Source organism: Amycolatopsis sp. cg5 (genome assembly GCF_041346955.1).
In the GTDB taxonomy this organism is placed as follows: domain Bacteria; phylum Actinomycetota; class Actinomycetes; order Mycobacteriales; family Pseudonocardiaceae; genus Amycolatopsis.
This window is the reverse complement of the sequence record NZ_CP166849.1, coordinates 4,838,841-4,863,524: the sequence shown is the minus strand read 5'-3', so window position 1 is coordinate 4,863,524 and position 24,684 is coordinate 4,838,841. Positions and strand designations below refer to the sequence as shown.

The 24,684-nt window shown below is 68.6% G+C and carries 17 protein-coding genes; 4 read left to right on the top strand and 13 right to left on the bottom strand.

From position 1 onward, the window contains the following. Positions 1-45 precede the first annotated feature (45 nt). Complete coding sequence (locus AB5J62_RS21805) at positions 46-1,002, bottom strand: aldo/keto reductase (RefSeq protein ID WP_370941750.1); 957 nt, start codon at positions 1,000-1,002, stop codon at positions 46-48. 87 nt (positions 1,003-1,089) lie between these two features. Between AB5J62_RS21805 and AB5J62_RS21800 the strand changes: the two genes are divergently transcribed. Continuing rightward, positions 1,090-2,127, top strand: coding sequence for an LLM class F420-dependent oxidoreductase (locus tag AB5J62_RS21800; protein WP_370941749.1), 1,038 nt, complete (start codon positions 1,090-1,092; stop codon positions 2,125-2,127). A 2-nt stretch (positions 2,128-2,129) separates the two neighbouring features. Next, entirely contained in the window at positions 2,130-2,969 is an 840-nt protein-coding gene (locus AB5J62_RS21795) for an undecaprenyl-diphosphate phosphatase (protein ID WP_370941748.1), read from the top strand. A 72-nt stretch (positions 2,970-3,041) separates the two neighbouring features. Here AB5J62_RS21795 and AB5J62_RS21790 read toward each other — a convergent pair whose 3' ends face one another. From AB5J62_RS21790 to AB5J62_RS21750, 9 genes are read right to left on the bottom strand one after another with little or no spacing between them, the layout of a single operon-like run. After that, entirely contained in the window at positions 3,042-3,980 is a 939-nt protein-coding gene (locus AB5J62_RS21790) for an NAD-dependent epimerase/dehydratase family protein (protein WP_370941747.1), read from the bottom strand. After that, a complete protein-coding gene (locus AB5J62_RS21785) occupies positions 3,977-5,287 on the bottom strand; it encodes a nucleotide sugar dehydrogenase (protein WP_370941746.1) in 1,311 nt (436 codons plus the stop codon). Before AB5J62_RS21785 ends, AB5J62_RS21790 begins: the two co-directional genes overlap by 4 nt. A 33-nt stretch (positions 5,288-5,320) precedes the next feature. Continuing rightward, positions 5,321-6,172, bottom strand: coding sequence for an endo alpha-1,4 polygalactosaminidase (locus tag AB5J62_RS21780; RefSeq protein ID WP_370941745.1), 852 nt, complete (start codon positions 6,170-6,172; stop codon positions 5,321-5,323). Between the two features lie 14 nt (positions 6,173-6,186). Further along, on the bottom strand, positions 6,187-7,071 hold the full coding sequence (locus tag AB5J62_RS21775; RefSeq protein WP_370941744.1) for an NAD-dependent epimerase/dehydratase family protein: 885 nt from the start codon (positions 7,069-7,071) through the stop codon (positions 6,187-6,189). Beyond that, on the bottom strand, positions 7,068-7,790 hold the full coding sequence (locus AB5J62_RS21770; RefSeq protein ID WP_370941743.1) for an NDP-sugar synthase: 723 nt from the start codon (positions 7,788-7,790) through the stop codon (positions 7,068-7,070). The genes AB5J62_RS21775 and AB5J62_RS21770 overlap by 4 nt, the downstream gene beginning before the upstream one ends. A gap of 16 nt (positions 7,791-7,806) precedes the next feature. Next, positions 7,807-9,135 (bottom strand): hypothetical protein, encoded by a 1,329-nt coding sequence (locus AB5J62_RS21765; protein WP_370941742.1) that lies wholly within the window; start codon positions 9,133-9,135, stop codon positions 7,807-7,809. Beyond that, positions 9,132-10,580 carry a GT4 family glycosyltransferase PelF gene (gene pelF, locus AB5J62_RS21760; RefSeq protein WP_370941741.1) on the bottom strand — a complete coding sequence of 483 codons (1,449 nt, stop codon included), beginning with the start codon at positions 10,578-10,580 and terminating at the stop codon, positions 9,132-9,134. The genes AB5J62_RS21765 and pelF overlap by 4 nt, the downstream gene beginning before the upstream one ends. Beyond that, the gene (locus AB5J62_RS21755) at positions 10,577-12,628 is read right to left on the bottom strand and encodes a hypothetical protein (RefSeq protein ID WP_370941740.1); all 2,052 of its coding nucleotides are present in this window, start codon (positions 12,626-12,628) and stop codon (positions 10,577-10,579) included. Before AB5J62_RS21755 ends, pelF begins: the two co-directional genes overlap by 4 nt. Positions 12,629-12,630: 2 nt before the next feature. Further along, complete coding sequence (locus AB5J62_RS21750; protein ID WP_370941739.1) at positions 12,631-14,733, bottom strand: hypothetical protein; 2,103 nt, start codon at positions 14,731-14,733, stop codon at positions 12,631-12,633. 645 nt (positions 14,734-15,378) lie between these two features. Here AB5J62_RS21750 and AB5J62_RS21745 point away from each other — a divergent pair. Beyond that, positions 15,379-16,086, top strand: coding sequence for a histidine phosphatase family protein (locus AB5J62_RS21745; RefSeq protein WP_370941738.1), 708 nt, complete (start codon positions 15,379-15,381; stop codon positions 16,084-16,086). A gap of 46 nt (positions 16,087-16,132) precedes the next feature. Further along, entirely contained in the window at positions 16,133-18,184 is a 2,052-nt protein-coding gene (locus AB5J62_RS21740) for a M3 family metallopeptidase (RefSeq protein WP_370941737.1), read from the top strand. Positions 18,185-18,333: 149 nt separating this feature from the next. On the opposite strand, the gene AB5J62_RS21735 is transcribed toward AB5J62_RS21740, so the two are convergent. The 3 genes from AB5J62_RS21735 to AB5J62_RS21725 form a co-directional block, all read right to left on the bottom strand. Then, complete coding sequence (locus AB5J62_RS21735) at positions 18,334-19,323, bottom strand: malate dehydrogenase (RefSeq protein WP_370941736.1); 990 nt, start codon at positions 19,321-19,323, stop codon at positions 18,334-18,336. Between the two features lie 225 nt (positions 19,324-19,548). After that, positions 19,549-21,600, bottom strand: coding sequence for an FUSC family protein (locus tag AB5J62_RS21730; RefSeq protein WP_370941735.1), 2,052 nt, complete (start codon positions 21,598-21,600; stop codon positions 19,549-19,551). Next, positions 21,597-24,626: a GH92 family glycosyl hydrolase gene (locus AB5J62_RS21725; protein WP_370941734.1), complete on the bottom strand. Its 3,030-nt coding sequence runs from the start codon at positions 24,624-24,626 to the stop codon at positions 21,597-21,599. The genes AB5J62_RS21730 and AB5J62_RS21725 overlap by 4 nt, the downstream gene beginning before the upstream one ends. Positions 24,627-24,684: the final 58 nt, after the last annotated feature.

Genomic DNA, 24,684 nt, shown 5'->3' with positions numbered 1-24,684 from the left:
CATCCTCTAACTCACCCGTCCCGTCACCCCTGCGTCACCAAACGGTCACCTGGGCCAACGCTCCGGGTAGCCGAACTCAATGGCACTAACGTCGTCCAGCGCGGACTTGATCGCGGGCGGCAATGTGATCTCTTCGGCGGCCAGCGAGCCCGTCAGCTGCCCGGTGTCGCGCGAGCCGACGATCGGGGCGACGACACCCGGCTGGTCGCGGACCCAGGCCAGCGCGACGGCCAGCGGCGACGTCCCCAGCCCGTCCGCCGCCGTGACGACGGCCTGGACGATGCGGGCGGCGCGCTCGGTCCGGTGCTGCTCGACGTAGCCCGCGAAGGTCGCGGACGCGCCGCGCGAGTCGGCGGGCGTGCCGGTGCGGTACTTGCCGGTGAGCACGCCGCGGCCGAGCGGCGCCCACGGCAGCAGCCCGACGCCGTGGTGCGCGGCGGCGGGCACGACCTCGCGCTCGATGCCGCGCTCGACCAAGGAGTATTCGGCCTGCGTGGAGACGATCGACCCGCTCGCGGCGATGGTGGCCAGCTGCCAGCCCGCGTAGTTGGAGACGCCGGCGTACCGGACCTTGCCGCTGGTGATCGCGTAGTCCACAGCGGACAGTGTTTCCCGCACCGGCACGGCGCAGTCCCACGCGTGCAGCTGCCAGAGATCGATGTGGTCGACGCCGAGCCGTTTCAGCGATCCGTCCAAAGCGGACAGCAGCGCGCCGCGCGAGGCGCCGCCGTCGAACGGCCCGTCGCCGCGCCTGGCGACCGCCTTGGTGGCGAGCACGATGTCCTCGCGGGGCACGAGGTCGCCGAGCAGCGAGCCGAGTATCCGCTCGCCCTCGCCCTCGTGGTAGATGTCGGCGGTGTCCACGAGCGTGCCGCCCGCGTCGACGAACGCGACCAGCTGGCTGGCCGCCTCTTCGGCGTCGGTTTCGCCGCCCCAGGTCATCGTGCCGAGGCCCATGCGCGAGACGCGGAGTCCCGAGCGGCCGAGCTGTCGCTTTTCCACGACCGCCGAGCCTAGTCGCCGTGCCGGTGCGAGCTTGACCAAGGCACGTCTGTGTCGGGCACACGGCCCCCGTTAGTGTCTGCGCTCGTGCGGATCGGACTGAATCTCGGTTACTGGGGCGCGGGCAACGACGCGTCGAACCTGGCGCTCGCGAAGGACGCCGACAAGCTGGGCTACGCGGTGGTCTGGGTCGCCGAAGCGTACGGATCGGACGCGCCGACGGTGCTGGCCTGGATCGCGGCGCAGACCGAAAAGATCGACGTCGGCAGCGCTGTGCTGCAGATTCCCGCCAGGACGCCGGCGATGACGGCGATGACCGCCGCCACACTCGACACGCTCTCGGCAGGCCGGTTCCGGCTCGGCCTCGGCGTGTCCGGCCCGCAGGTGTCCGAAGGCTGGCACGGCGTCCGGTTCGCCTCGCCGCTGGGCCGCACCCGCGAGTACGTCGACGTCGTCCGGATGGCGTTGCGGCGCGAGCGTGTCGCTTACGCAGGCGACCACTTCACACTGCCTTTACCTGACGGGCCAGGCAAAGCGCTGAGGCTGACCGTCCACCCGGTACGCGAGCACATCCCGGTCTACCTCGCCGCGATCGGTCCTCGTAACCTCGAACTGACCGGTGAGATCGCCGACGGCTGGCTGCCCGTCTTCTACTCGCCCGAGCACGCCGGTGAGCTGCTCAAGCCGCTGCGGGCGGGCGCGGAGCGGGCGGGCCGGACGCTCGACGGCTTCGACATCGCGCCGACCGTGCCTTTGGTGCCCGGCGACGACTGGAAGGCGTGCGCCGACAACGTGCGCGGATACGCCGCGCTGTACATCGGCGGCATGGGCAGCCGCGAGAAGAACTTCTACAACCAGCTGGCGTGCCGCATGGGCTTCGAAGCCGAGGCGGCCGAGGTCCAGGAAAAGTATCTGGCCAAGGACTACGCGGGCGCGCAGGCCGCGGTGCCGCTCGAGTTCCTCGACGCGACAGCGCTGCTCGGCCCGAAGGAAAGGATCGCCGAACGCATGCAGGCCTTCGCCGAAGCCGGGGTGACCACACTGACCATCGCGCCCAGCGTCGCGGACCAGGCGTCCGCGCTGCGCACCGCCGTCGAGGCGCTCGAGCTGGCGGGGGTGGCCTGACCATGGGCTGGTTCGAAGCACTCGTGCTCGGCCTGGTGCAGGGCCTGACCGAGTTTCTGCCGATCTCGTCGAGCGCGCACCTGCGCATCACCGCGGCGCTGGCTGGCTGGGACGACCCCGGCGCCGCGTTCACCGCGGTCACCCAGATCGGCACCGAGCTCGCGGTCATCCTGTACTTCGCGAAGAAGATCGGCAAGGTCATCCAGGCCTGGTTCTTCTCACTGTACAAAAAGGACTGGCGCGGTCACCCCGACGCCCGCCTCGGCTGGCTGATCATCGTCGGCTCGCTGCCGATCGTGTTCCTGGGCCTGCTGTTCCAGGACGACATCGACCACGCGTTCCGCGACCTGCGCATCACCGCGACCATGCTGATCGTGTTCGGCGTGATCCTGATGATCGCCGACCGCGTCGGCAAGAAGTACCGCGAACTCGACCACCTGACCGTCCCGCACGGCCTCGGTTTCGGCTTCGCGCAGGCATTGGCGATCGTGCCCGGTGTCTCGCGCTCCGGCGGCACGGTGAGCGCGGGGCTGTTCCTGGGCTACACCCGCGCCGAGGCGACCGAGTACGCGTTCCTGCTGGCGGTGCCCGCGGTGTTCGGGTCAGGGCTGTACAAGCTGACCGACATCGGCAAGGACGGCGTGCCCGCGCAGTGGGGGCCGACGATCCTGGCGACGCTGGTCGCGTTCGGCGTCGGCTACGTGGTCATCGCGTGGCTCATGGCGTTCATCAAGACCAAGAGCTACCTGCCCTTCGTGATCTACCGCATCGCGCTGGGCATCCTGCTCTTCATCCTCATCTTCACGAACGTCCTCGCCCCCAACGCGGGCCCCGCGCTCTGAGTACACCCCCGGGATAAAGCCCGCTTTACTCCCGGGAGTAAAGCGGGCTTTATCGCGATCCCTGAGGCGGGGTCACTTCCAGTTTGCGGCGTACCAGTCGAAGGTGCGGCGGACGCCGTCCGCCAAGGACACGGTCGGCTCGAAGCCCGTCAGCGACCTGAGCTTCGAGATGTCCGGGCAGCGGCGGGCGACCGAGCCGGGCGGGGCCGGGACGCGGTCGAGTTCCGGGTCGTGGCCGGCCATCTTCAGCACCAGCGCCGTGAGGTCGCCGATGTTGGTCTCCTCGTCGTTGCCGATGTGGACGATCTCGTCGACGGCCGCGTCCGTGGTCATCAGCTGGAGCATGGCCTCGGTCGCGTCGTCGACGTAGCAGAACGCGCGGGCCTGATCCTGGCCGAACGCGCGGAACGGGTCCTCCTTGGCCATCGCGCGCAACGCCAGCTCCGGGACCACGTGGTCGGCGCCCATGCGGGGCCCGTAGACGTTGTGGAAGCGGCCGATGACGTACGGGACCTTCTTGGCCCGCGCGGTGTGGACGACGGCCGCCTCGCCGAGCATCTTGCTGACCGCGTAAGCGAAACGCGGCGACGTGATGTCGTCGATCAGCAGCGGGACGCCCTCGGCGGTCGGCACCGGGACGACGCCCGCCGTGACGCCGCCCGCGTACGCCTCGCTGGTCGAGGCGAAGAAGAGCTTCACGCCCGGCTGGATCCAGTCGAGGGTGTTCATCAGCGCGAGGGTGTTGATGCGGATCACGCGGGCGGGGTCGGCCTCGACGTTGCGGACGCCGACGACCGCCGCGAGCATGTAGACGTGATCCCAGTTGCCGGGGATCGTCAACGGCTCGGTCAGGTCGGCCGAAATCACCGGCACGCCCAGTGCTTCGAGTTCGGGGTCGCGCTTGCCGCGGGAGAAGTCGTCCACAATGGTCACTTCTTGACCGGCGGCGAGCAGGCGGCGGGTCAGGTGCAGGCCGATGAAGCCGGCGCCGCCGAGAATGAGGGTCTTCATCGGGTCGCTCCGGTCGGTTCGTAGCCGAGCCCGGCGTAGCGGACTCCGTGGGCGGTCACGCTCTTCTCGTCGAGGATGCGCCACGAGTCGAAGAGCAGCTTGACGTTCGAGCCCGTGAGCAGGCCGTCGACGTCGAGCTTCCGGTACTCCGGGTGGTCGGTGATGATCAGCACCGCGTCCGCCTGCGCGAAACCTTCGGCGAGGTCGACCGGCGCGCCGCCGTGGTGGTTGATCACCGCCGGGCCGACCAGCGGGTCGTGGCCGAGTACGGTGATACCGGCTTCGGTGAAGACCGGCATCATCGACGCGATCGGGGTGCCGCGCATGTCGTCGGTGGGAGGCCAGCCCTTGTACGCCCAGCCGAGCACGGTCAGCGTCTTGCCGCCGCCCATCAGCTCGACCATCCGCTCGGCCACGTGGACCGGGGTCTGTTCGTTGACCGCGCGCGCCGCGGCGATCAGCGGGGGAGCGTAACCGGCGGACTCGCCCGCGGCGACCATGATGTACGGGTCCTTGGACAGGCAGCCGCCACCGACGTAGCCGGGCTTGGCGATGTCGGGCCTCGGGTAGTCCAGGTTGGTCGCGCGGATGACTTCGAGCGGGTCGAGGCCGAAGCTCTGGGTGAGCCTGGCGACCTCGTTGCCGAACGAGTAGATGACGTCGGTGTGGCAGTTGTTGGTGAGCTTCACCAGTTCCGCTGTCTCCAAAGTGGACACCGGGACCAGTTGCGCCGACAGCCCGCCGAACAGCGCGAGTCCCAACTGGAGGCTCTCCTCGTCGAGCCCGCCGACGACCTGCGGCAGCTCGACGAGCTCACGCAGCGCCTGGCCCTGGATGGTGCGCTCGGGCGCCATCACCAGCCGCGCGGAACCCCAGGCGTCGACCAGCGCGGGCAGCACGACCTTGCGGCTCGCGCCGACGGGGACCGTGCTGCGCACGACCACGAGCGTCTCGGGGGAGCAGCGCTTGGCGACGTGCTCGGCCGCGGCGGCGAGATTGCCGAGGTAGGGCTCGTGCGTGTCGAGGTTGACCGGGGTGGACACCGAGATCACGGCCGCGTCGACGCCGCTCTCCGGCAGTTCCGAGCCGACGAAGATCCGCTCGCCGACGAGCGTGGCGAACGCCTCCTCGACGCCGGGCTCGAAGATGTGCGGCTTGCCGCGGTTGAGTGTGTCGACGACGTCGGGCTGGGTGTCCACGCCGTGCACCTCGTACCCGCGCTTGGCCATCGCCGCGGCCAGCGTGAGGCCGACGTAGCCCATTCCGATGATGCCGATCTTCCGCAATTCCGGTGACGCCTCTGCCACTTCTTGCTCCTCTTAGCGCGGATGGTGGATAGGTCACTGGCAGGGCGCGCTGATGCGATCGAGCGCGCGCACGGTGACATATCCTTCGAAACCTTCGTCGCGATAGCGACGGCAAGCGTTAGCGATGTTTTCGGGCTGGTTCGCGTAGTCGATCGCGAGCACGGTCTTGCCTGCTTTACGTAATTGCCTGGCCCCCTGGAGGTTCTCGGCGCAGTAATCTGCGGTACATGGCTGGTCAGTGGCCTGGAAGAGCAGTTCCTCCATGCCGATTCCGTCGATCGCGTCGACGAAGCCCGGGTATTTTTGTAGCTCGGGATTGTTCTGCGGGAGGATCGAGAAGCCGGATTTCACCCGCTTGGCGTAAGAACTGATCCGCACGATCAGCGCGGCCATCCTGGCGCCCAGTTCGTCGCGGGTCAGCGTGGGGACGCGATTCAGCTCGATCTCTTCGTAGGCAAGGGGAGTGTCGAGGTAGATGCCGTCGAACCCGGCCTCCAGCGCGCGGTCGATCCGTGGCCGGACCACCGTGTCCCACCACCGCTCCTCCCAATAACGCACGAAGAACTCACCGGGCCAGCTCAGCCATTCGTTGAGCATGAGCGAGCTGTCCTTGATCGCCTCGTATTCGGGGCGGAAATTCTCGATCGCGCCGATCTCGAAATAGGCCAGCACGTTCTTTCCCGAAGCCTTGACGGCGCCGATCTCGTCGGCCGTGAAATAAGCGCCCGAAGCGTCGCGGGCCAAATCGATCACGGCCATCCGGAACGGGGCGGCCGCGACCTCGTCCAGCCGTCCGTTCGCATAACCTTGCAGTTGATAGACGAAGCCGCCGCTCACCGCGGGCTTCTCGGCCGGAGAACAGGCCGAGAGCGCGATGAGCAACACCAGGAAAAGCCTGATCACCCCTCGTGCCAGATCGCGTGAATCGAATCGGCCAGTGAATGCCGCGGCGTCCAGCCCAGCGCCGCCTCGGCCAGCGACACGTCCGCGGCGATCCAGCTCACCGCGCCCGAGCGCGCCTGCGCGGCGCCGGCCTCACGGATCTGACCGCCGAACCCGGCCGTCTTCGCGAGCAACGCGACCGCGTCCCGGGTGCGGACCGCATCGCCGCTGCCCACGTTCAGCACCGGCTCCTTGAGGTCCGCGGACAACGCCGCCGCGGCGATCGCCGACGCCACGTCCCGCACGTCGACGAAGTCACGGTAGGCGTCGAGCGGGCCGAGTTCGATGAAGTCCTGCCCGGAGATCCCGGCCTCACGGATGCGAGCCGCGGCCCGCCCGAGCACGGTCCCGGCGGGCATTCCGGCGCCGATCGGGTTGAACACCCGCAACGACACCGCGTCGACCCCACTGTCCACAGCGGACCGGACGAGCTGCGTCGCGGCCAGCTTCGTCACCCCGTACGCCGCCACCGGCGCGGTCGGCGCGTCCTCGGCGACCGGACGACGGGCATGGACCGCGCCGTATTCGCCGGCGGAACCCAGCGTCACCAGCCGGATGTCCGAACCGGACACCGCGTCGAGCAGCCGTGCGGTCGCGAGCACGTTCGCCGACACCAGCTCGGCGGTCGTGCCGTCGAGCCTGCCCGTGCAGTTGACCACCGCGTCGGGACGGACCTGCCGGATCACCGGCTCCAGCGAGTCGTGCTCGAGGTCGTGCTTGATCCAGCCCGGTTCGTCGCGAGCACCTCGGCCCGCGCACACCAGGTCTGCGTTCCCGGCGAACGCAGACACCACCGCGCGCCCGAGGAACCCGGACGCGCCGAACAGCAGAACGCGTTTCACTTGGCTTCTCCCGACGGCAGCAGCACTGAGCGGAGTTTCTCGAAGCTGGCGTTGGCCTCGTCGTAGTCGTCGGGACGGCCGATGTCGAGCCAGTAGCCGTCGAAGTCGTACGAGCACGGCAGATCACCGCGGGCGAGCAGATCGAGCACGAGGTCGTCGAGTCCGAACGGGACATTGCGCGGATACGGCGCGAGTGTCTTGCGGGACATCGCGTAGACGCCCATGCTCACGCCGTAGGCCAGCGTCGGCTTTTCGACGAAGCTGGTGATCCGGCCGTCCGAGGTCTCCAGCGTCCCGAAGTCGATCTTCACCTGTCTCTGATAGGTGGCGACGGTCAGTGGCGCCTTGGCTTCCCGATGGTGTTCGAGCAGCGCGAGGTAGTCCAGGTCGGTGAGCACGTCCCCGTTCATCACGAGGAAGTCCTCCGGTAGCCGGTCGAGGAAGTTCAGGATCGGCCCGATGGTGGACAGTGGCGTCTCCTCTTCCGCGTAGTCCACTCTGATGCCCCACTTGGAGCCGTCGCCGACGAACGCCTGGATCAGCGAACCGAGATGGCCGATGGCCAGCGTCGCCTGATCGAAGCCGTACGACCGCAGTTGCTGCAGGATGATGTCGAGAATCGCGTATTCTTCGCCGATCGGGACGAGCGGCTTGGGCAGTGCCGTGGTGTAGGGCCGTAAGCGCACTCCTCGGCCACCGGCGAGTATCACCGCGTGCATGTTGGTGCCTCCTTAGTCAGCCGTAATGACGTACTTGCCCGACGCTCGTCTTCAGCGCCATGAGCATCAGTGCCACCAACCCGGTGGCACTCACCAGCAGCAGCGGCACATGGCCGCCGTTCAGGACCTCAGCGAGTCCTATGTAGACGAACAAGACCCCGCCCCACACCGCGAGCAGCGCGGGGACGGACACCCTCGCGAGCACGAAGCCGAGGAAGAACGCGCCACCGAGCATCAGGTGACCGTCGATCAACAGCGCCCCGCTGCGGGAAAGCACGCCGTGATACGCCAGGAGCGCCAGCACCGGCAACCCGCACAACGCCAGCAAGATGAGGCACGCGCCGAGCTCACGCAGCAGCACCCGCCACACCTCGCGGTCGAACTGCGCGGGCAGGATCGAGCCGCGGATCAGCTCGCCCGCCTGCTCGAAGAACCGGTGCGCCCGCCACTCGACCGCGCCCATCCCGAGCACGAGCGGCGCGACACCGACGGCCAGATCGATCCGCGCGACGACGTACCGGGTGTCGGTGTACAGCAGGAGTCCGGCGCACAGCGCGGCGTACACCATGCTCGGCGCGGCGCCGATCGCCAGCGGTCGCCAGCGCGGCATCCGCAGCGCGCCGCTCCCGGTGAACGTGGCACGCAGCGCCGCGAAGCCGGCCAGCAGCACCGAAACCACCGCGCAGACCAGCACCGGGATGGTCAGGCCTTCGTCGTAGCCGGACATCAGATGCGCGAGCCCGGCGACGCACGCGGGTGTCATCGCGATCGCCAGCCGGTTCTCCTGGCGGTAGAACACCAGCACACCGACCGCGACCTGGAAGATCATCTGGGTCACCGCGAACAGGACCAGCGCACCCGGCGTGAGCAGCACCGACCCGAGCAGCACGAGCACCAGCCCGATCCCGCCGAGCACCCGCTGCGCCTTGCCGGCGGCCTTGTCGAGCCCCTGGCCGAGCAGCCGGTACGCCACCCAGCTCGTGCCGGCGCCCCAGATCCAGCCGAGCGCGGTGGTGAACACCATCGCGGGCACGATCCGCGTCTCGTCCATCGCCATCGAAACCGCCGGATAAACCATGGCGGGCAACGCGTACAGCGGGCCGCGGACGATCTCCGTCCACTTGCGACCCTCCGGCGGCTCCTCCGGGACGGGGTCGGGCGCAGGCCGTTCCCGCAGCCGGGCGAAGACGAGCACGGCGACGGCGAACACGTCCGCCAGCCCGTAGTCGTCGGCGGCGCCCTGGTCGGTCAGTCCCTGACTCTCCAGCAGGGCGGCGACCTGCAGTTCGTCGACCGGCCGCGGCAGTATCCCCGCCACCCGCGCGGTCAGCTCGTCCAAGCTCACGCCTGACCCCCGGTGAGGTCGCGGTACATCGCGCGGTAGCGGTCGTTCCAGCGTTGCAACGTGAAGTTCTCCAGCACCCGCTGCCTCGCGACCCGGCCGAGGCCACGCCGCAGGTCGTCGTCGGTCAGCAGCTTGAGGCAGGCGCGGGCGACGGCTTCGTGGTCACGCGGCGCGACCACGAAACCGGCGTCCCCCACGGCCTCGGACACGCCGCCGACGTTCGTGCACACCTGCGCCCTGCCGGTCGACATCGACTCGACGACGGTGAACGGGAAACCCTCGGAAATGCTGGTCAGCGCGACGATGTGGCCTGCCTGGTAGGCGTCGGACTGGTCGGGCACGCGGCCTTCGAACACCGCCGCGCCGGTCAGGCCGAGCTCGTCGACCAGCCGCTGGCAGCCCGCGTGGTACTCGCGGTTGATCTCGGTGACCGGCCCGAACATCCGCAGCCGCGCGCCCGGCAGCTCGTCACGCACGATGGCGAACGCCCTGATCAGCGTGTGCAGGTCCTTGAGCGGATCGATCCGGCCGACGAACACGATCGTCGGCTCGTCCGGCTCGGTCTCCGCCTCGGGGAAGTCGGCGGGGTCGATCCCGTTGTACATGGTGTGGATGCGTGATTCCTCGGCGCCGCCGCGCAGCTGCCAGCGCCGGTTGTAGCTCGAATGCGGGGCCAGCGCGTCACAGCTGAGGTACGCCGCCTCGGCGAGCGCGCGGTGGAACGCGAGCAGCATCGTCTTGATCCGGGGCGGCGTGTCGTCCTTCGCCATGCCGAGATAGCGTTCGCGCAGGTAGACGCCGTGCTCGGACATGAGCATCGGCGTGCCGTACGCCCATTTCGCGGTCATCCCGATCAGTGCGCTCAGCCCGTTCATCGCGAGGTGGACGACGTCGGCCACGATCGGCGGCGAGCCGAGCGGGCGGAGCATGTGCTCGAACAACCGGGTCGCCGTGGTGGCCTCACGCAGGGGGAGCCGTTCGCCGAACGTCTCCCGGTAGATCTCGCTCAGCCGTTCCACCGACTCGTTCGACAGCAGCGCGGCGGCCACATTGGACGTCTGGGCGAGCTCGAAGAGCTTGCGCAGCGCGAAAAGCAGCTGATCGGGGCTTGAGGCGGCATACGGGACGAACGACCGCAGCAGCGCCTCGTGCACCTCGGCGAACCCGGCGGGCCGGCGGCGGAACGGGCGGCGACGCCGTCCCCACAACGGCACGTTGACGATCTCGCCGAGGTTGCCCGGCGACTCCCAGGTCGGTTTCTCCGAGCCGTCGACGGTCAGCGCGACCGCCGTGAACGCGTGCTCCGGCATGCCTCTGACCAGCTGGTCGCACCAGAGGCTCACCCCGCCGGGCTGGAACGGGTACGCGCCTTCGGAGACGAGCGCGATCCGCAGCGGCCTGGTGACCGTCTTCCGGTCGGGCTCGAGTTCCACCAGCTCGGTCATGTCCGGGGACTCGCCTTCACTACGACGGTGTTGCCTGCGGTCAGGTCCAAACGGGACACCGAGTCGGACCCGTACAGCTCGCCCTCGTCCGGTTTCGCCTGGTCGGCGTCGGTGGCTTCGCGGGTTTCGAGGCCGGTGACGAAGAGCGCGGTGGTGCCGTCCGGGGTGTAGCTGACGGTGTTCGAGGTGCGGTCCCAGATCGCGTCACGGTGCTTGGTGAGTTCGGTGAAATGGGCCGTCCGGTCCCGCGTGTAGTGCGCGAGCGTGGTCCAGTCCGGCGCCTTGAGCGGGACGCGGTAGAGCTTGGCGTACTTGTCCACGGTGGCCGTGATCCAGTCGAACGCGACGCTGCGGCCGGGCTGGTAGATGTGCAGGTTGCCCTGGTGCAGGGTGTGCGCGTAGGCCGAGCCGTTCATCAGGTGCCGCAGCGAGACGTCGGCCTCGGCGTTGATGACCGCGTCATAGGGCAGGCCCTGCTTGTACTCGGCGTTGTACAAAGTGGACTGTTCTTCCGGCGTCGTCGCCTCGAAGGCGATGTTCGTCGGCCAGTCGGGCACCACGAGCAGCTCCGGCCGCAGCGGGTGAGGGATGCCGCAGTTGAAGCAGCTCGGCCGGTGCCCGGCGAAGGACATGTTGCCCTGCACGAACTTCACGCCGAGGTCGCGCGCGGCGTCGAGCATCGCCTGGTTCGACTTGGCCAGCCCGAAGTCCGTCGGCGGCTCGGTGGACTGCCGGTCGGGGTTGTACACGCCGAGTCCCGAATACTCCGGCGTCTTGAGGATCTCGCCGGGCACGGCCAGCCCGCCCGCGGCGCCGAGGCGGAGGTTGTCGGCGATCTCCTTGCGGCTCACGTCGTAGGAGGTGTCGTTCATCTCGGGGTGCGTGAGCGTGTGGTTGATCCACCGGAACTCACCGGACAGGCAGCGCGAATAGCGGCTCAGCGAGTCCTCGTCCCCGTTGGCGGAACACTCCGCGGGCACCCAGTTCTGGAACCGGCCCGCGTTGTACGGCAGGTTCAGCGTGAACCCGTCCGCCAGCGGATAGCGGCCGCGCAGCTGCTTCTGCTGCGCGCTGATCGTGGCCGCCTCCGGCCCGTCGAGCCGGAACACCGCGCGGGTGCCGTCCGGCTGCAGGCGCATGGTCACGTTGAACCAGTCGTCGACGTCCACCGTGAACCAATGGCGCTGCTCACCGACCATCACCCCGTGCGTCGCCCACCGCACGAGCCCGTAGCCGAGCAGCACAGTGGACAGTGCGTCCGGCCCGGTCGAGAAGGTCAGCGCGGCGCGTTCCCTGCCGTCGGCCGACTTGGCCACCACGCCTGCCACCGAGTCCTCAAAGGACAGCAGTGGCTCGGCGGAGCAGCCGGGCTTCAGCTCGGTCTTGTACAGATAGGACTGGGTGAGCGGGATACGGGCATCGGGCGCGAGATAGTCCAGCAGCTTCGCGCCCGACGGCGTGAGCGTGAGCTGGGCCGGGTTCTTGCCGATGTCGGTCTCGCCCTTGGCACGCAGGCAGTATTCGTCGGGACCGGCGACGGGGGAGGCGTTGAGCGCTACCTGGCGGACACGATGACGGCGCTCGTAGTCCGCGAGCACCTGCCACTGGGCGTCGTCGAACACCGAGGTGTACTTCCCGCCGCCACGCGCCTTGAGCAGCGCGTTGTCGGTCAACAGGATCGCGTTGTACCGGCCGACACCGTCGGGCCCGGTCAGCTTGGCCGGGTCCAGCCGCTCGCGGTCACCGAGCAGGACGTCGTACGGCGAACCGAGCGAGTCCAGCACCGACTTCCAGGTGGCGAGGCCGAAATCGTCCTCGCCGGTGGCGATCACCAGCTGGCGCAACGCGATCCGGTCACCCGGGACACCCGGCGCGGACACCCGCACCGGGACCCGGCTCTTGCGGGCGGCGGGCGCCTGGGGCGGCACAGGTGCCGCCCCAGGTTCTCCGCCCGTGCCCGGTCCGGCGCTGTTCGGGCTCGCCAGCGTCACCCCGACCAGGGTGAGCGCGGCGACGACCAGCGCCGGACCTTGAAGCCTGCGTGCCATTTTCACGGGCGCGGCGTCGCAGTCGCCGTGAACCGGGTGCCCGCGACGGTGGTGAACTGCGCGATGTTCTCCGCGCCGTAGCGCTCACCGGTGGCCGCCGCGGCGGTGACGCCGGTGAGGAACACCGAGCCGGTCTTCGTCGGGGTGTAGCTGACGGTGTTGGCCGTCTTGTTCCACACCGGGTCCTGGCCGCCGGCGAACTCGGCGACGTGCGCGGTGCGGGCCTTGACGTACGCGGCCAGCGTCGGCCAGTCCGGGTTCTTCAGCGGGACCTGGTAATGCGAGCTGTACTTCTGGATGGTCGCCCGCAGCAGGTCGAACGTGAGGCTCTGGCTGGAGTTGTACTGGTGCAGGTTCCCTTCGTGCAGGGTGTGCGTGTACGCCGAGCCGCTCATCACGTGCTGCAGCGTCACGTCCGACTCGTACCCGATGACCTCGGCGTAGTTGAGGTCGTGGTCGTAGTAGGGGAACCGGCCGTTCGGGCCGTACAGGCTGTTGTAGAGCGAGGTCTCCTCGTCGGCCGTGGTCGCCTGGTAGCCGATGTTCGTCGGCCAGTCGGGCACGATCATCAGGCTCGGCTCGAGCGGGTGGTTGATCCCGCAGTTGAAGCAGCTCGGCTTGTGGCTGGCGAAGGACATGTTGCCGTGCAAGTACTTCACGCCGAGGTCCTTGGCCGCGGTCAGCATGTCGCGGTTGGACGCGGCCAGCCCGAAGTCGGTCGGCGGGTCGGTGTCCGGCGCGTTCGGGTCCGGGTTGTACACACCCAGCCCGGAGTACGCCGGCGTCTTGAGCACCTCGGTCGGCACGGTGAACCCGTTCTGGCGGCCGACGGTCAGGTTGTCGGCGATCTCGGCCTTGTTCACCGCGTAGGTCGTGGTGTTGAGGTCGGGATGGGTCAGCGTGTGGTTGATCCAGCGGAAGTTCTTCGAGAGGCACTTGGAGAAGCTGGTCAGCGGGTCGGGGGAGAGCAGCGAGGTGCACAGCGGCAGTGCGCCGGGCGCGATCCCGTCACCGTTGTACGGCAGGTTCAGCGTGAAGTTGGCCGCGAGCGGGTACAGCGAGCGCAGCGCGACCTGCTGGCCGTTCGCGGCGGCCGCCTCGGGACCGCTGAGCCGGAAGCCGGGGTCGGTCTCGACATGGCCGTCGGGGTAGCGGTGGTCGTTGTAGTTGAACCAGTCGTCGACGTCCACGGTCAGCCAGTGCCGGAACTCGCCGGTCAGCACGCCGCGGGTGGCCCAGCGCAGCAGGCCGTAGCCGAGCAGGTCGGTCTGCATCAGGTACTCGTTGGAGGAGAACGTCAGCGCCGCGCGCTCGCGCCCGTCGGCCGACGGGCTGGTCACGCCGAGCACGTAGCCGCCGGAGGTCAGCAACGGCTGGGCGTTGCAGCCGGGCTGGAGCTTCGAGCGGTAGACGTAGGAGTACGAGATCGGGACCTGCGTGCTGGGGTTCAGGTCGGAGAAGAGCTTGACGCCGTCGGTGGTCAGCGCGGACTGGATCGACGCGCCGACGCTGCCCTCGATGCCGGGACGCAGGCAGTAGTCCTCGGGGAAGCTGCCCCACGAGGTGTACAGCGAGACCTGGCGGACCTTGTAGTTGCGCTCGTAGTCCCAGAGCGTGTTCCACTCGGCCGGGTCGAGGCCGGACACGTAGTTGCCGCTGCCGTCCTGGTAGAGCAGCGCGTTGTCCGTGAGCAGGATGGCGCTGTACTTGCCGACGCCGTCACCGCGGACCAGGTTCGCCGCGGTCAGCGGGTCGGTCTTCGCGTACAGCACGTCGTAGGGGGAGCCCGCGCGGTTGAGCACGGCCTTCCAGGTGGGCAGGCCGAAGTCCGCGCTGTCGAGCGCGATCACCAGCGGGCGCAGCGCGACCTGGTCGGTCGCCAGCACCTGGGCGGAGCGGGCGGCCGAACCACCGACGGGGCCGTCCCGCACCGGTAGCGGGGCCGCAGGTGGTGGCGCAGGCCTGGCGACCTCGCCGCGGATGAGCCCGTGGCGCGGGTGCTCACTGGCGCTCGCCGCCGGTGGGACTAGGGCTCCCGCCGACGTGAGCAGCAGCGTGAGCAGGACCGTTGCGGTCTTTCTGCCACTGGAGGGCGACTTTCTCATAGTCCGTTTTTTCCCCTCGGACGTAGGATGATGTGGGCAGGGGAGGTCCGGTCCCCGTCGGCGCGCGTGACGGGGAATGGTGATTGAAGCGTGATGGCCTACCCGGCGTTAGTGAAGCAGTAGCGACAGCAACTAGTGGGTCGGACTCGGCGGCGCACACGTTACACCGTTACCGACAATTTCTTGAATTCCTCTCTGATGGAGTAGTGCGCCGCCCGATCGGCCTATAACACATCGACCCAGAGATGATCTGATGACCGGTTTCCTTGCTGGGCGGGTATTTCTGCCCGCAAGAACGCCCGAGGTCGTTGGCGGTGCGACAGATAGTACGGGCCCGAACGATCCGCTCCGTAATCATTCGCGGGCGCTTGCAATTCTTTTATGGTTAGCGAACACTTACTTTTGTGAGGTAAAGGTATTTCCATTGAGTGGGATAGCGCTTTCTTTCGCGCCGAGTGGATCATGGCCGCGAAAGCGCTTCTTCGCTGGTGGGCGCGGCTGTGTGAGTCGGCCATCTGGCCTAGGTGGACTGAACCAATTTGGCGGTGTCGGGTTGGTGATCGCTCCACCTCGGAAACCGTTTACTCTTCGTGATCGAACGTTTTCGCGCCGCCACCGCGATCATGGACCCGTAAGGTGGGGCCGGTGAGTACCGTCATCCTGCTGCGCCACGGCAAGTCCACCGCGAACGGCTCCGGTGTGCTGGCCGGGCGCTCGCCGAAGGTCAACCTCGACGAGACGGGCAAGGCGCAGGCCGAGCAGCTGGTCGAGCGGCTCGCGGCGGTCCCGCTCGCCGAGCTGGTGGTGTCCCCGATGCTGCGCTGCAAGCAGACGGTCGGTCCACTGGCGACCGCCCGTGACCTGGTCAGACACGTCGAACCGCGACTGTCCGAAGTGGACTATGGGGAGTGGACCGGCCGCGAGCTGAAGACGCTGTTCAGCGAGCCGCTGTGGCGGGTCGTGCAGGCGCATCCGTCCGCCGCGGTGTTCCCCGGCGGGGAGGGGCTGGCCGCGATGCAGGCCCGCGCCGTGACCGCCGTGCGCGAGCACGACGCCCGGATCACCGCCGAGCACGGCGACGAGGCCGTCTGGCTGCTCTGCAGCCACGGTGACGTGCTCAAAGCCATCCTGGCCGACGCGCTCGGCCAGCACCTCGACGCCTTCCAGCGGATCGTGGTCGACCCCGCGTCCATCTCGGTCGTCCGGTACACCGAGACCAGGCCGTTCGTGCTCCGGATGAACGACAACGGCGGTGACCTGGCAGGCGTCGTCCCGCCGAAGCCCAAGCCGTCGCGCGGCCGGAAGCGCAAGGCGTCCAGTGATGCCGTCGTGGGTGGGACGACCGGGCGTTAAGGTGCGCGAAGAGACCGAACCACCGCCGACCTCAGCTGGAGATCCGATGATTTCGCAGGACAACCCGTTCGCGGCACCGAGCGGGCTCGCCTACGCCCTGCCGCCGTTCGACCGGATCGCCGACGAGCACTACCTGCCCGCGTTCGAAGCCGGGCTGGCCGAGCAGACGGCCGAGATCGCGGCCATCGCCGCCAACCCGGAGCCGCCGACGTTCGAGAACACCATCGTCGAGCTGGAGCGCTGCGGCAGGCTCCTGTCCAGGGTGCTCTCCGTCTTCTACAACCTGGCCGGCTCGGACAGCAACGACACGGTCCAGGCGATCCAGGCCGACATCGCGCCCAGACTGGCGGCGCACCGCGATGCCATACACCTGAACGAGGATTTGTTCGCGCGGGTGTCCGACCTCTTCTCGCGGCGCACCGGGCTGGGACTCGATGACGAGTCCGATTGGCTGTTGGAAAGGATCCACACCGATTTCCGGCGGGCGGGAGCCGGATTGCCGGCGGGGGACCAGCAACGGTTGCGCGAGCTGAATGGTGAATTGTCCACTCTCAGCACCAAATTCCAGCAAAATCTGCTCAAAGACACGAACGAATTGGCCGTCGTCGTCGACGACGTCGAAGAACTCGCGGGCCTTTCCGCGGACACGATCGCAGCCGCGCGTGAAGCCGCGAGTGCACGTGACTTGGCGGGCAAGTATGTTCTGAACCTCGTTCTCCCCACCGGCCAGCCCGCATTGGCCTCGTTGGAAAATCGCGCACTGCGCGAGCGCCTTTATCACGCGTCCATCGCGCGCGGTAACGGTGAAAATGCCTACGACAACAAGGCGACCCTCGCCCGGATGGCCGCACTGCGCGCCGAGCGCGCCGCGCTGCTCGGTCACCCGCACCACGCGGCGTACATCATCTCCGACGAGACCGCCCGGACGGCCGAAGCCGCGTCAGGCCTGCTTGAGCGTCTCGCTCCTGCGGCGGTCGCCAACGCCAAGGTCGAAGCCGAGGAGCTGGAGCGCTACCTCGCCGAAGACGTCCCCGGGGCCTCACTCGAGCCGTGGGACTGGCCGTTCTACGCCGAACGCGTCCGCCGCGACCGCTTCGACGTCGACGCCGCCGCGCTGCGCCCGTACTTCGAACTGAACCGCGTCCTGATCGACGGCATCTTCCACGCGGCGGGCAAGCTGTACGGCCTGTCCTTCTCGGAGCGCCACGACCTGCCGAAGTACCACCCGGAGGTCCGCGTCTTCGAGGTCTTCGACGCCGACGGCACCGGGCTCGGCCTGTTCCTCGGCGACTACTACACCCGCGACTCCAAGCGCGGCGGCGCCTGGATGAACACCTTCGTCGACCAGAGCGAGCTCTTCGGCACCCAGTGCGTGGTCGTCAACAACCTCAACATCGCGCGCCCGCCGGAGGGCGAGCCGACCCTGCTCACCTTCGACGAGGTCAACACGGCGTTCCACGAGTTCGGCCACGCGCTCCACGCGCTGGTGTCCGACGTGCGTTACCCGAGTTTCTCCGGCACCAACGTCCCGCGCGACTTCGTCGAGTACCCGTCGCAGGTCAACGAGATGTGGATGCTCTGGCCCGAGGTGCTCGCCAACTACGCCCGCCACCACGAGACCGGCGAGCCGCTGCCGCAGCCGCTCGTCGACAAGCTCTTGGCCTCCCAGCTGTACGGCGAGGGCTTCTCGACGACCGAGTACCTGGCGGCGTCCCTGCTCGACCAGGCTTGGCACGGCCTGGGCGTCGACGACCACGTCGAGGACGTCCAGCGCTTCGAGGCCGCGGCACTGGAGAAGGCGGGCGTGGCGCTGGGGAGCGTGCCGCCGCGGTACCGGAGCACGTACTTCGCGCACATCTTCTCGGGCGGGTACGCGGCCGGGTACTACTCGTACATCTGGAGCGAGGTGCTCGACGCGGACACCGTCGAGTGGTTCAAGGAGAACGGCGGTCTCACCCGCGACAACGGCGACCACTTCCGCCGCGAACTGCTCGGGCGCGGCGGCAGCGTCGACCCGATGGTCGCGTTCCGGAACTTCCGGGGCCGCGACCCCGAGATCGAGCCGCTCCTCAACCGCCGCGGCCTCACTGGCGCCTAGGGAGGTCGTGCGCGTTGCGGGCGGTTCTAACCGCCCGCAACGCGCACGAGTCCTGACCCCGGGTAGCGCGAAGGCCCCCACCGGGAACCTCCAGAGTTCCGTGGCGGGGGCCTTCGCGGTGAAGCAAGAAGAACCCGGGTGGTGGAGCCTTAGATCAGGCCGAGCTTCCGCACGGCGTCGCGCTCCTCGGCGAGCTCGGCGACGGAGGCGTCGATGCGCGCGCGGGAGAAGTCGTCGATCTCCAGGCCCTGGACGATCTTGTACTCGCCGTTCGCGGCGGTGACCGGGAACGAGGAGATCAGGCCTTCGGGCACGCCGTAGGAGCCGTCGGAGACGACCGCGGCCGAGGTCCAGTCGCCGTCGGGGGTGCCGTTGACCCAGGTGTGGACGTGGTCGATGGCGGCGGAGGCGGCCGACGCGGCCGAGGAGAGGCCACGGGCCTCGATGATCGCGGCGCCGCGCTTGGCGACGGTCGGGATGAAGGTGTCGGCGAGCCACTGCTCGTCGTTGACGACCTCGGTGGCGTTCTTGCCGGAGACCTCGGCGTGGGCGATGCTCGGGTACTGGGTGGCGGAGTGGTTGCCCCAGATGGCGACCTTCTTGATCTCCGTGACCGGCACGTCGAGCTTCTTCGACAGCTGCGCGAGCGCGCGGTTGTGGTCGAGGCGGGTCATCGCGGTGAAGCGGTCGGCGGGCACGTCGGGGGCGTGCGCCTGGGCGATGAGGGCGTTGGTGTTGGCCGGGTTGCCCACGACGAGCACCTTGATGTCCGAGGCGGCGCCGGCGTTGATGGCCTCACCCTGCGGCTTGAAGATGCCACCGTTGGCCTCGAGCAGGTCGCCACGCTCCATGCCCTTGGCGCGCGGGCGGGCGCCGACCAGCAGCGCGATGTTCGCGCTGGAGAAGGCCTGCTTCGGGTCGTCGAAGATGTCGATGCCCGCGAGCAGCGGGAACGCGCCGTCGTCGAGCTCCATCGCGGTGCCCTCGGCCGCCTTGACCGCCTGCGGGATCTCGAGGAGCCGCAGCTTCACCGGGGTGTCGGCGCCGAGCAGCTGACCGGACGCGATGCGGAACAGCAGCGCGTACCCGATCTGGCCGGCCGCACCGGTGACGGTCACGTTGACAGGGGCTTGGGTCATTGCGTTCTCCTGCAGACGACGATGGCTTGTACAGGCGACTCTATCCGCCTCGCGCCACGCCGATCGGGTGCGTCCTGTCACTCTCCGCTTAATCGATCACGCCCCACCGCCCGTATAACGCCCTATACCGCTCGGCATGAGGCGAAAATTCCGGCCGACCAGCCAAAACCCGCCCAGACGCCAGACGTCGTGAGTGGTACGGCCGGTTCTAACCGGTCTAAACACTCACGAGGGGCGGGGGACCGCTTCGAGGTCGAAGGCGCGGCCGAGTGCGATGAGGGCGCTGTCGAGCTGGCCGAGGCTGGACAGGACCGAGCGCGCCTGGGCGTCGACGATGGCGTCCGAGACGGGGGTGCCGTCGTCGAGGACGAGCTTGTCGTGCGCGGTCTCGCCGACCGCGTCGAGCAGGACGCCGATGTTGCGGTCGATGCGGCCGGCGAACAGGAGGAAGCGGTCTTCGCCCGCGAGCAGGCCTGGCTGGGAGCGCGCGGCCACGTGGCGGGCGCGGAAGGCGATGGTCTCCAGCGCGGTCAGCACGTGCCAGCCGTAGTCGCGGCGGGCGCTGCGGAAGTTGATCGGGTGGGTCAGGGGCTCGATGGTCGCGCGGACCTTCTCGACGGCTCGGTCGAGGTCGCGGGACAGCTCGATGATGTTGACGTTTTCGCTGCCGGACAACAGTTTCACGGCGTGGTCGAGGAAGTCGCGGAGTTCTTCGAGCACGGTCGCGGTGTCGTCGAGCATGACCGAGCGGGTGCGGACGGGGACGATGACCACCGCGGCGAGGATGCCCGCCGCGGCGCCGACGGCGGTCTCGGCGAGGCGGATCCACAGTACTTCGAGGCTGAAGGTGCCGAGGAGGCTGTACAGGAGGCCGAGCATGGCGGTGACGAAGAACGCCATGATCACCTGGGACACCCGCGACATGTAGACCATGCCGAACACGCACACCAGGATCAACGCGAGTGTCGCGCCGGTGCTGCCGGTGACCAGTGTCGCCAGTAGCACGCCGCCGATGATGCCGATCAGCGTGCCGCCGAGCCTGCGCGCGCCCTTGACGAACGTGGCGCCCGCGGTCGAGGAGCCGATGAACACCACGAACACCGTCAGTACGGCCCAGTACCAGCGTTGCTGGGAGACGAGCGCGCCGCCGATGACCGCGAGGCCGCCGCCGACGACCGCTTGGATGGCGCTGCGGGTCTGGTTGTCGTAGGTGAAGGCGGGCTTCTTCTCCGGCTCTTCCTCGGGGTCCACATCGGACTTGTCGTGTTCGGCGACGCGCTGCGCTTTGACGTCGGCGAGCGCGAGTTCGGCGAGTGACCGGCGGAGCTCGTCGCCCGGCTCGGGGTGGTCGTCGATGCGGCTGCCCTCGACGAGCATCTTGCTGAACTCGCCGGTCTCGCTGATGAGCGGCAGATCGCGGGGGTCGCGTTCGATGAGCGCGTGGAATCGCTGGAGGCTGGCGATGAGTTTGTCGCGGTTCTCCGGCGCGAGGTCTTCGGTGACCGTGCGCTGGGTGGTGATCGAGAGCCATTGGACGGCCAGTTCGACCTCGATCGCGCGGCGGCGCAGCAGGCCGACGTCCTGCTCGTCGATGACGTCGGGTGCGGTGTCCTCGATGAGGAGCACGCACTCGTGCAGGCGGGAATTGGCCGTGCGCAGCTGTTTGCGGGCGCGTTCGGTGCCGCCTGCCGCGAGATAGGCCTCGGCCGCGCGGACGACGGCGCCGAGCCGGGCGCGGAAGGCCCGGCGGATGCGGAGGAACTCGGCGTCCGGGCGGCGGCGGAGCAGCACGAACCTGACCAGCGCGTTGGCGGCGATGCCGACGGTCAGCGCGAGCAGCAGCGAAGGCACCTGGCGCAGGTGCGTCTGCAGGAACATCGCGAAGAAGAACAGGAAGAAGCCGACGGACCCGAGCGCGATGCCGCGGCTGCCGAAGCGCTGGGCGTAGACGGCGACGAAGATGAGCAGCACGAACAAAATGCTGTCCAGCGGCGGGACGGCGGTGCCGAGACTGGCGACGGTGAGCGAGATCGCGCCGACGACCAGCGCGAGCAGCAGGGTGACGGCCTGCTTCCGAGGGGTGGCGTCGCCGACGGTGAAGGCCGCCATCATCGCGGCGATCGCGCCGACGAGCATGATCGTGAGCGGCTGGTGCAGTGGCAGCAGCGCGAGTACGGAAAGGACGATGCCGAGTACCGCGGACAGGCCGAGCTTCAGCCGGACGAAGCCGGGATCGGAGGCGACCAGCCTGTCCCTTGTGGAGTCCCAGAGTTTCACTGTGCCAGTAGCTCCCATTGGGACAGGCTGATCCAGCTCGCGGAGCTGCCGGTGATCCGCAGCCGGTAGCGGCCGAACGTGGCGGGGCGGCTCAGCAGGAACGGCCTGGTCTGGCGGCGCCATGGGAACGCCTCGTCGGCGCGTTCGTCGAGGACCGTCCACTCGGTACCGTCGTCAGAACCTTCCAGCACCCAGGATTTCGGGTCGCCGCCGTCTCGGGCGCCTGAGGTGAGGGTGTAGATCTCGACCGGCCTGTTCGGACCGTCCACTGTGTAGTCGATGGTCGCCGTGGTGGAGCGGAAGGTGGCTTCGGTGCGGGTGGTGTCGTCGATCAGCGCTTCGACGTTGGTGCCGTGTGCACTGTGGACGGTCCCGGTCAGGTCGTGCAGCGGGGCTGGCACGCGGGGTCGCGGTCTGCCGGAGCCCCAGCGCGACGGCTGGCGGCCGAGGGTGAAGTCGATGGTCCCGCCGCCCGCGATCGCGGCGTGGGTGAGGAACGGCATCGGCTGCGGCGCGCCGTTGACGTGCAGGTTCTGCACGTACGGGAACTGGTGGCCGGAGGCGCGGATGACGAGGTCTTCGCCGTTCTCCAGGTGGATGGTGACCTTGGGGAACAGTGGCGAGCCGACGGCGTAGTACGGGCTGCCGATGGCGAGCGGGTAGAAGCCGAGCGCGCCGAAGACGTACCAGGCGGACATCTCGCCGTTGTCCTCGTCGCCGGGGTAGCCCTGGCCGATGTCGCTGCCGAGGTAGCAGCGGTTGAGCACCTCGCGGACGATGCGCTGGGTCTTCGCCGGCACGCCCGCGTAGTTGTAGATGTACGGGATGTGGTGCGAGGGCTGGTTGGAGTGCCCGTATTGGCCGAGGCGGACGTCACGGGCCTCGGTCATCTCGTGGATGATCCCGCCGTACGCGCCGGGGTTGCGGCCGGTTTCCGGGGTGGCGAAGAACTTGTCCAGCTTGGCCTCGAGGTCGCCGTGCAGCGCGACGAGGCCGTGTCCGTCGTGTGGCACGGAGAACGCGGTGTTCCAGGCGTTGGTCTCGGTGTAGTCGCCGCCCCAGGCGGCCGGGTCGAAGTGCTCGGGCGCGGTGCGCCAGCTGCCGTCGCGGTCGCGGCCCTGGAAGAAGCCGATGCGCTGGTCGAAGTGGTTGACGTACTGCATGGCGCGGCGGCGGAAGTAGGCCTCGTTGTCGCGGTCGCCGAGTACGGTGGCCATGTTGGCGATGCCGAAGTCGTTGATGCAGCCTTCGAGTGCCCAGGAAAGGCCTTCGCCGGTGCTGGTCGGCGTGTAGCCGAGGAAGATCGATTCGGCGAGCCCCTTGCGGCCGACGCCGGCTCCGGTGGGGGTGACGGTGGCGTTCTTGAGTGCCGCTTCGTAGGCGGTGCGGAGGTCGAAGTCGTTGGCGCCCTTGAGGTAGGCGTCGGCGAAGGCGACGTCGGAGCTGGTGCCGGTCATGAGGTTGGCGTAGCCGGGGGAGGACCAGCGGGAGACCCAGCCGCCTTCGCGGTACTGCTGGAGGAAACCGTCGATCATGCGCGCGCAGCGGCTCGGGGTGAGCAGCGCGTAGGCGGGCCAGGTGGTGCGGTAGGTGTCCCAGAAGCCGTTGTTGACGAACATCTCGCCGTCGACGACCGCGGCGCCGGTGCGTTTGCGGGTGCTCGGGCGGCAGCGGCGGATGACCGGGCTGGCGTGGCGGACGCCGTCGGGCGTGTCCTCGTGGCCGGAGTTCGGGTAGAGGTAGAGGCGGTAGAGGTTCGAGTAGAACGTGGTCAGCTGGTCTTCGGTGGCGCCTTCGATCTCGACGCGGCCGAGGATGTCCTGCCAGGCGGCGCGGGCGTTGTCGCGGACCTCCTCGAAGGTGGTGCCGTCCGGGATTTCGAGTTCGAGGTTGCGCTGGGCCTGTTCGAGGCTGATCAGCGAGGTGGCGATGCGCATGGTGACCTCGCGGGCCTCGAACTCGAGGTAGCCGGTGACGGTGCGCCAGAACGGATGCCGGAGCTTGCCGCCGTGCTTGGCGGGCTTGTCGAACTCGGCGTAGACGAACATGCGGCGTGCGCCGGTGGAAAGTCTGCTGCGGACCCAGGTGTGCCCGGTGAGGACGCGCTTGTGCGGTTTGACGCGCAGTCCGCCGCGGTTCTTGACGTTGTCGAACAGCAGCCAGGAGCGGTCTTCGGGGAAGGTGAACCGGAAGATCGCGGCGTGGTCGGCGGGCGCGATGTCGGTGGTGATGCCGTTTTCGAACGTGACGCCGTAGTGGTGTGGCCGGTCGGTCTCGTTCTCGTGGCGGAAGGTCAGCCTGCGTTTGGCGCGCGAGGATTCGACCGGTCCGATGCCGGGCATGACGTGGAAGGTGTGCCGGTCGCCCATCCAGGGGCTCGGCTGGTGGCTGAGGCCGAACGCTTCGAGCGCGGGGAGGTTCTCGGCGGTGTTGCGCCGGTGGTACTCGTAGATCCAGTTGGTCACGCTGGAGTCGGTGACCGGGGTCCAGAAGTTGAACCCGTGCGGCACGGCCGTGGCCGGGAAGGTGTTGCCGCGGGAGAAGTCGCTGCTGGAGTGGGTGCCGCGGGTGGTACGCACCCAGTCGACGGGGTCCTTGTTCTCGACGGGCCGTTCGGCGAGGCGGACGTCGTCGAGCCAGCCGGGGGACTGGGCGTGCAGGAGGATCCGGCGGACGCCGCGGCCCGCGAAGCGGCCGAGGCGCCTGCGGACGAGGTTCCACTGATCGGGGTAGAGCGACTTCGGGTCGGTGGTGAGCCCGGCGCGGCTGCCGTCGTCGAACTCGACGTCGACGGTGACGAGCAGGTCGCCTTCGGGGAACACCACATAGGACAGTTCACTGTGCTCGGTGACGGTGACGTCCACTTCGAACAGGACCCCGCCGCCGGTGAAGCGGAGCGCGTGGAGTCCGGTGAAGCCGACGTTCTCCCTGGCAGTGGGGGAGTGGGTAGGCCCGGTGTCTATGCCCGAGAGCAAGGGTTGCGGATCGCTTGGTTCGAAAGAGGAGAAGAACCCGGTGCCCGTCACCTGGCCACCGTATCGGCAACCCCGCGAGCGCACTCAGCGAGTCTTCGAAGTGTATAAC

Coding starts and splice junctions, on each gene's coding strand:
- AB5J62_RS21795 (WP_370941748.1), top strand. CDS start 2,130: ATGGGCTGGTTCGAAGCACTCGTGCTCGGCCTGGTGCAGGGCCTGACC.
- AB5J62_RS21790 (WP_370941747.1), bottom strand. CDS start 3,980: ATGAAGACCCTCATTCTCGGCGGCGCCGGCTTCATCGGCCTGCACCTG.
- AB5J62_RS21770 (WP_370941743.1), bottom strand. CDS start 7,790: ATGCACGCGGTGATACTCGCCGGTGGCCGAGGAGTGCGCTTACGGCCC.
- pelF (WP_370941741.1), bottom strand. CDS start 10,580: ATGACCGAGCTGGTGGAACTCGAGCCCGACCGGAAGACGGTCACCAGG.
- AB5J62_RS21755 (WP_370941740.1), bottom strand. CDS start 12,628: ATGGCACGCAGGCTTCAAGGTCCGGCGCTGGTCGTCGCCGCGCTCACC.
- AB5J62_RS21750 (WP_370941739.1), bottom strand. CDS start 14,733: ATGAGAAAGTCGCCCTCCAGTGGCAGAAAGACCGCAACGGTCCTGCTC.
- AB5J62_RS21740 (WP_370941737.1), top strand. CDS start 16,133: ATGATTTCGCAGGACAACCCGTTCGCGGCACCGAGCGGGCTCGCCTAC.
- AB5J62_RS21735 (WP_370941736.1), bottom strand. CDS start 19,323: ATGACCCAAGCCCCTGTCAACGTGACCGTCACCGGTGCGGCCGGCCAG.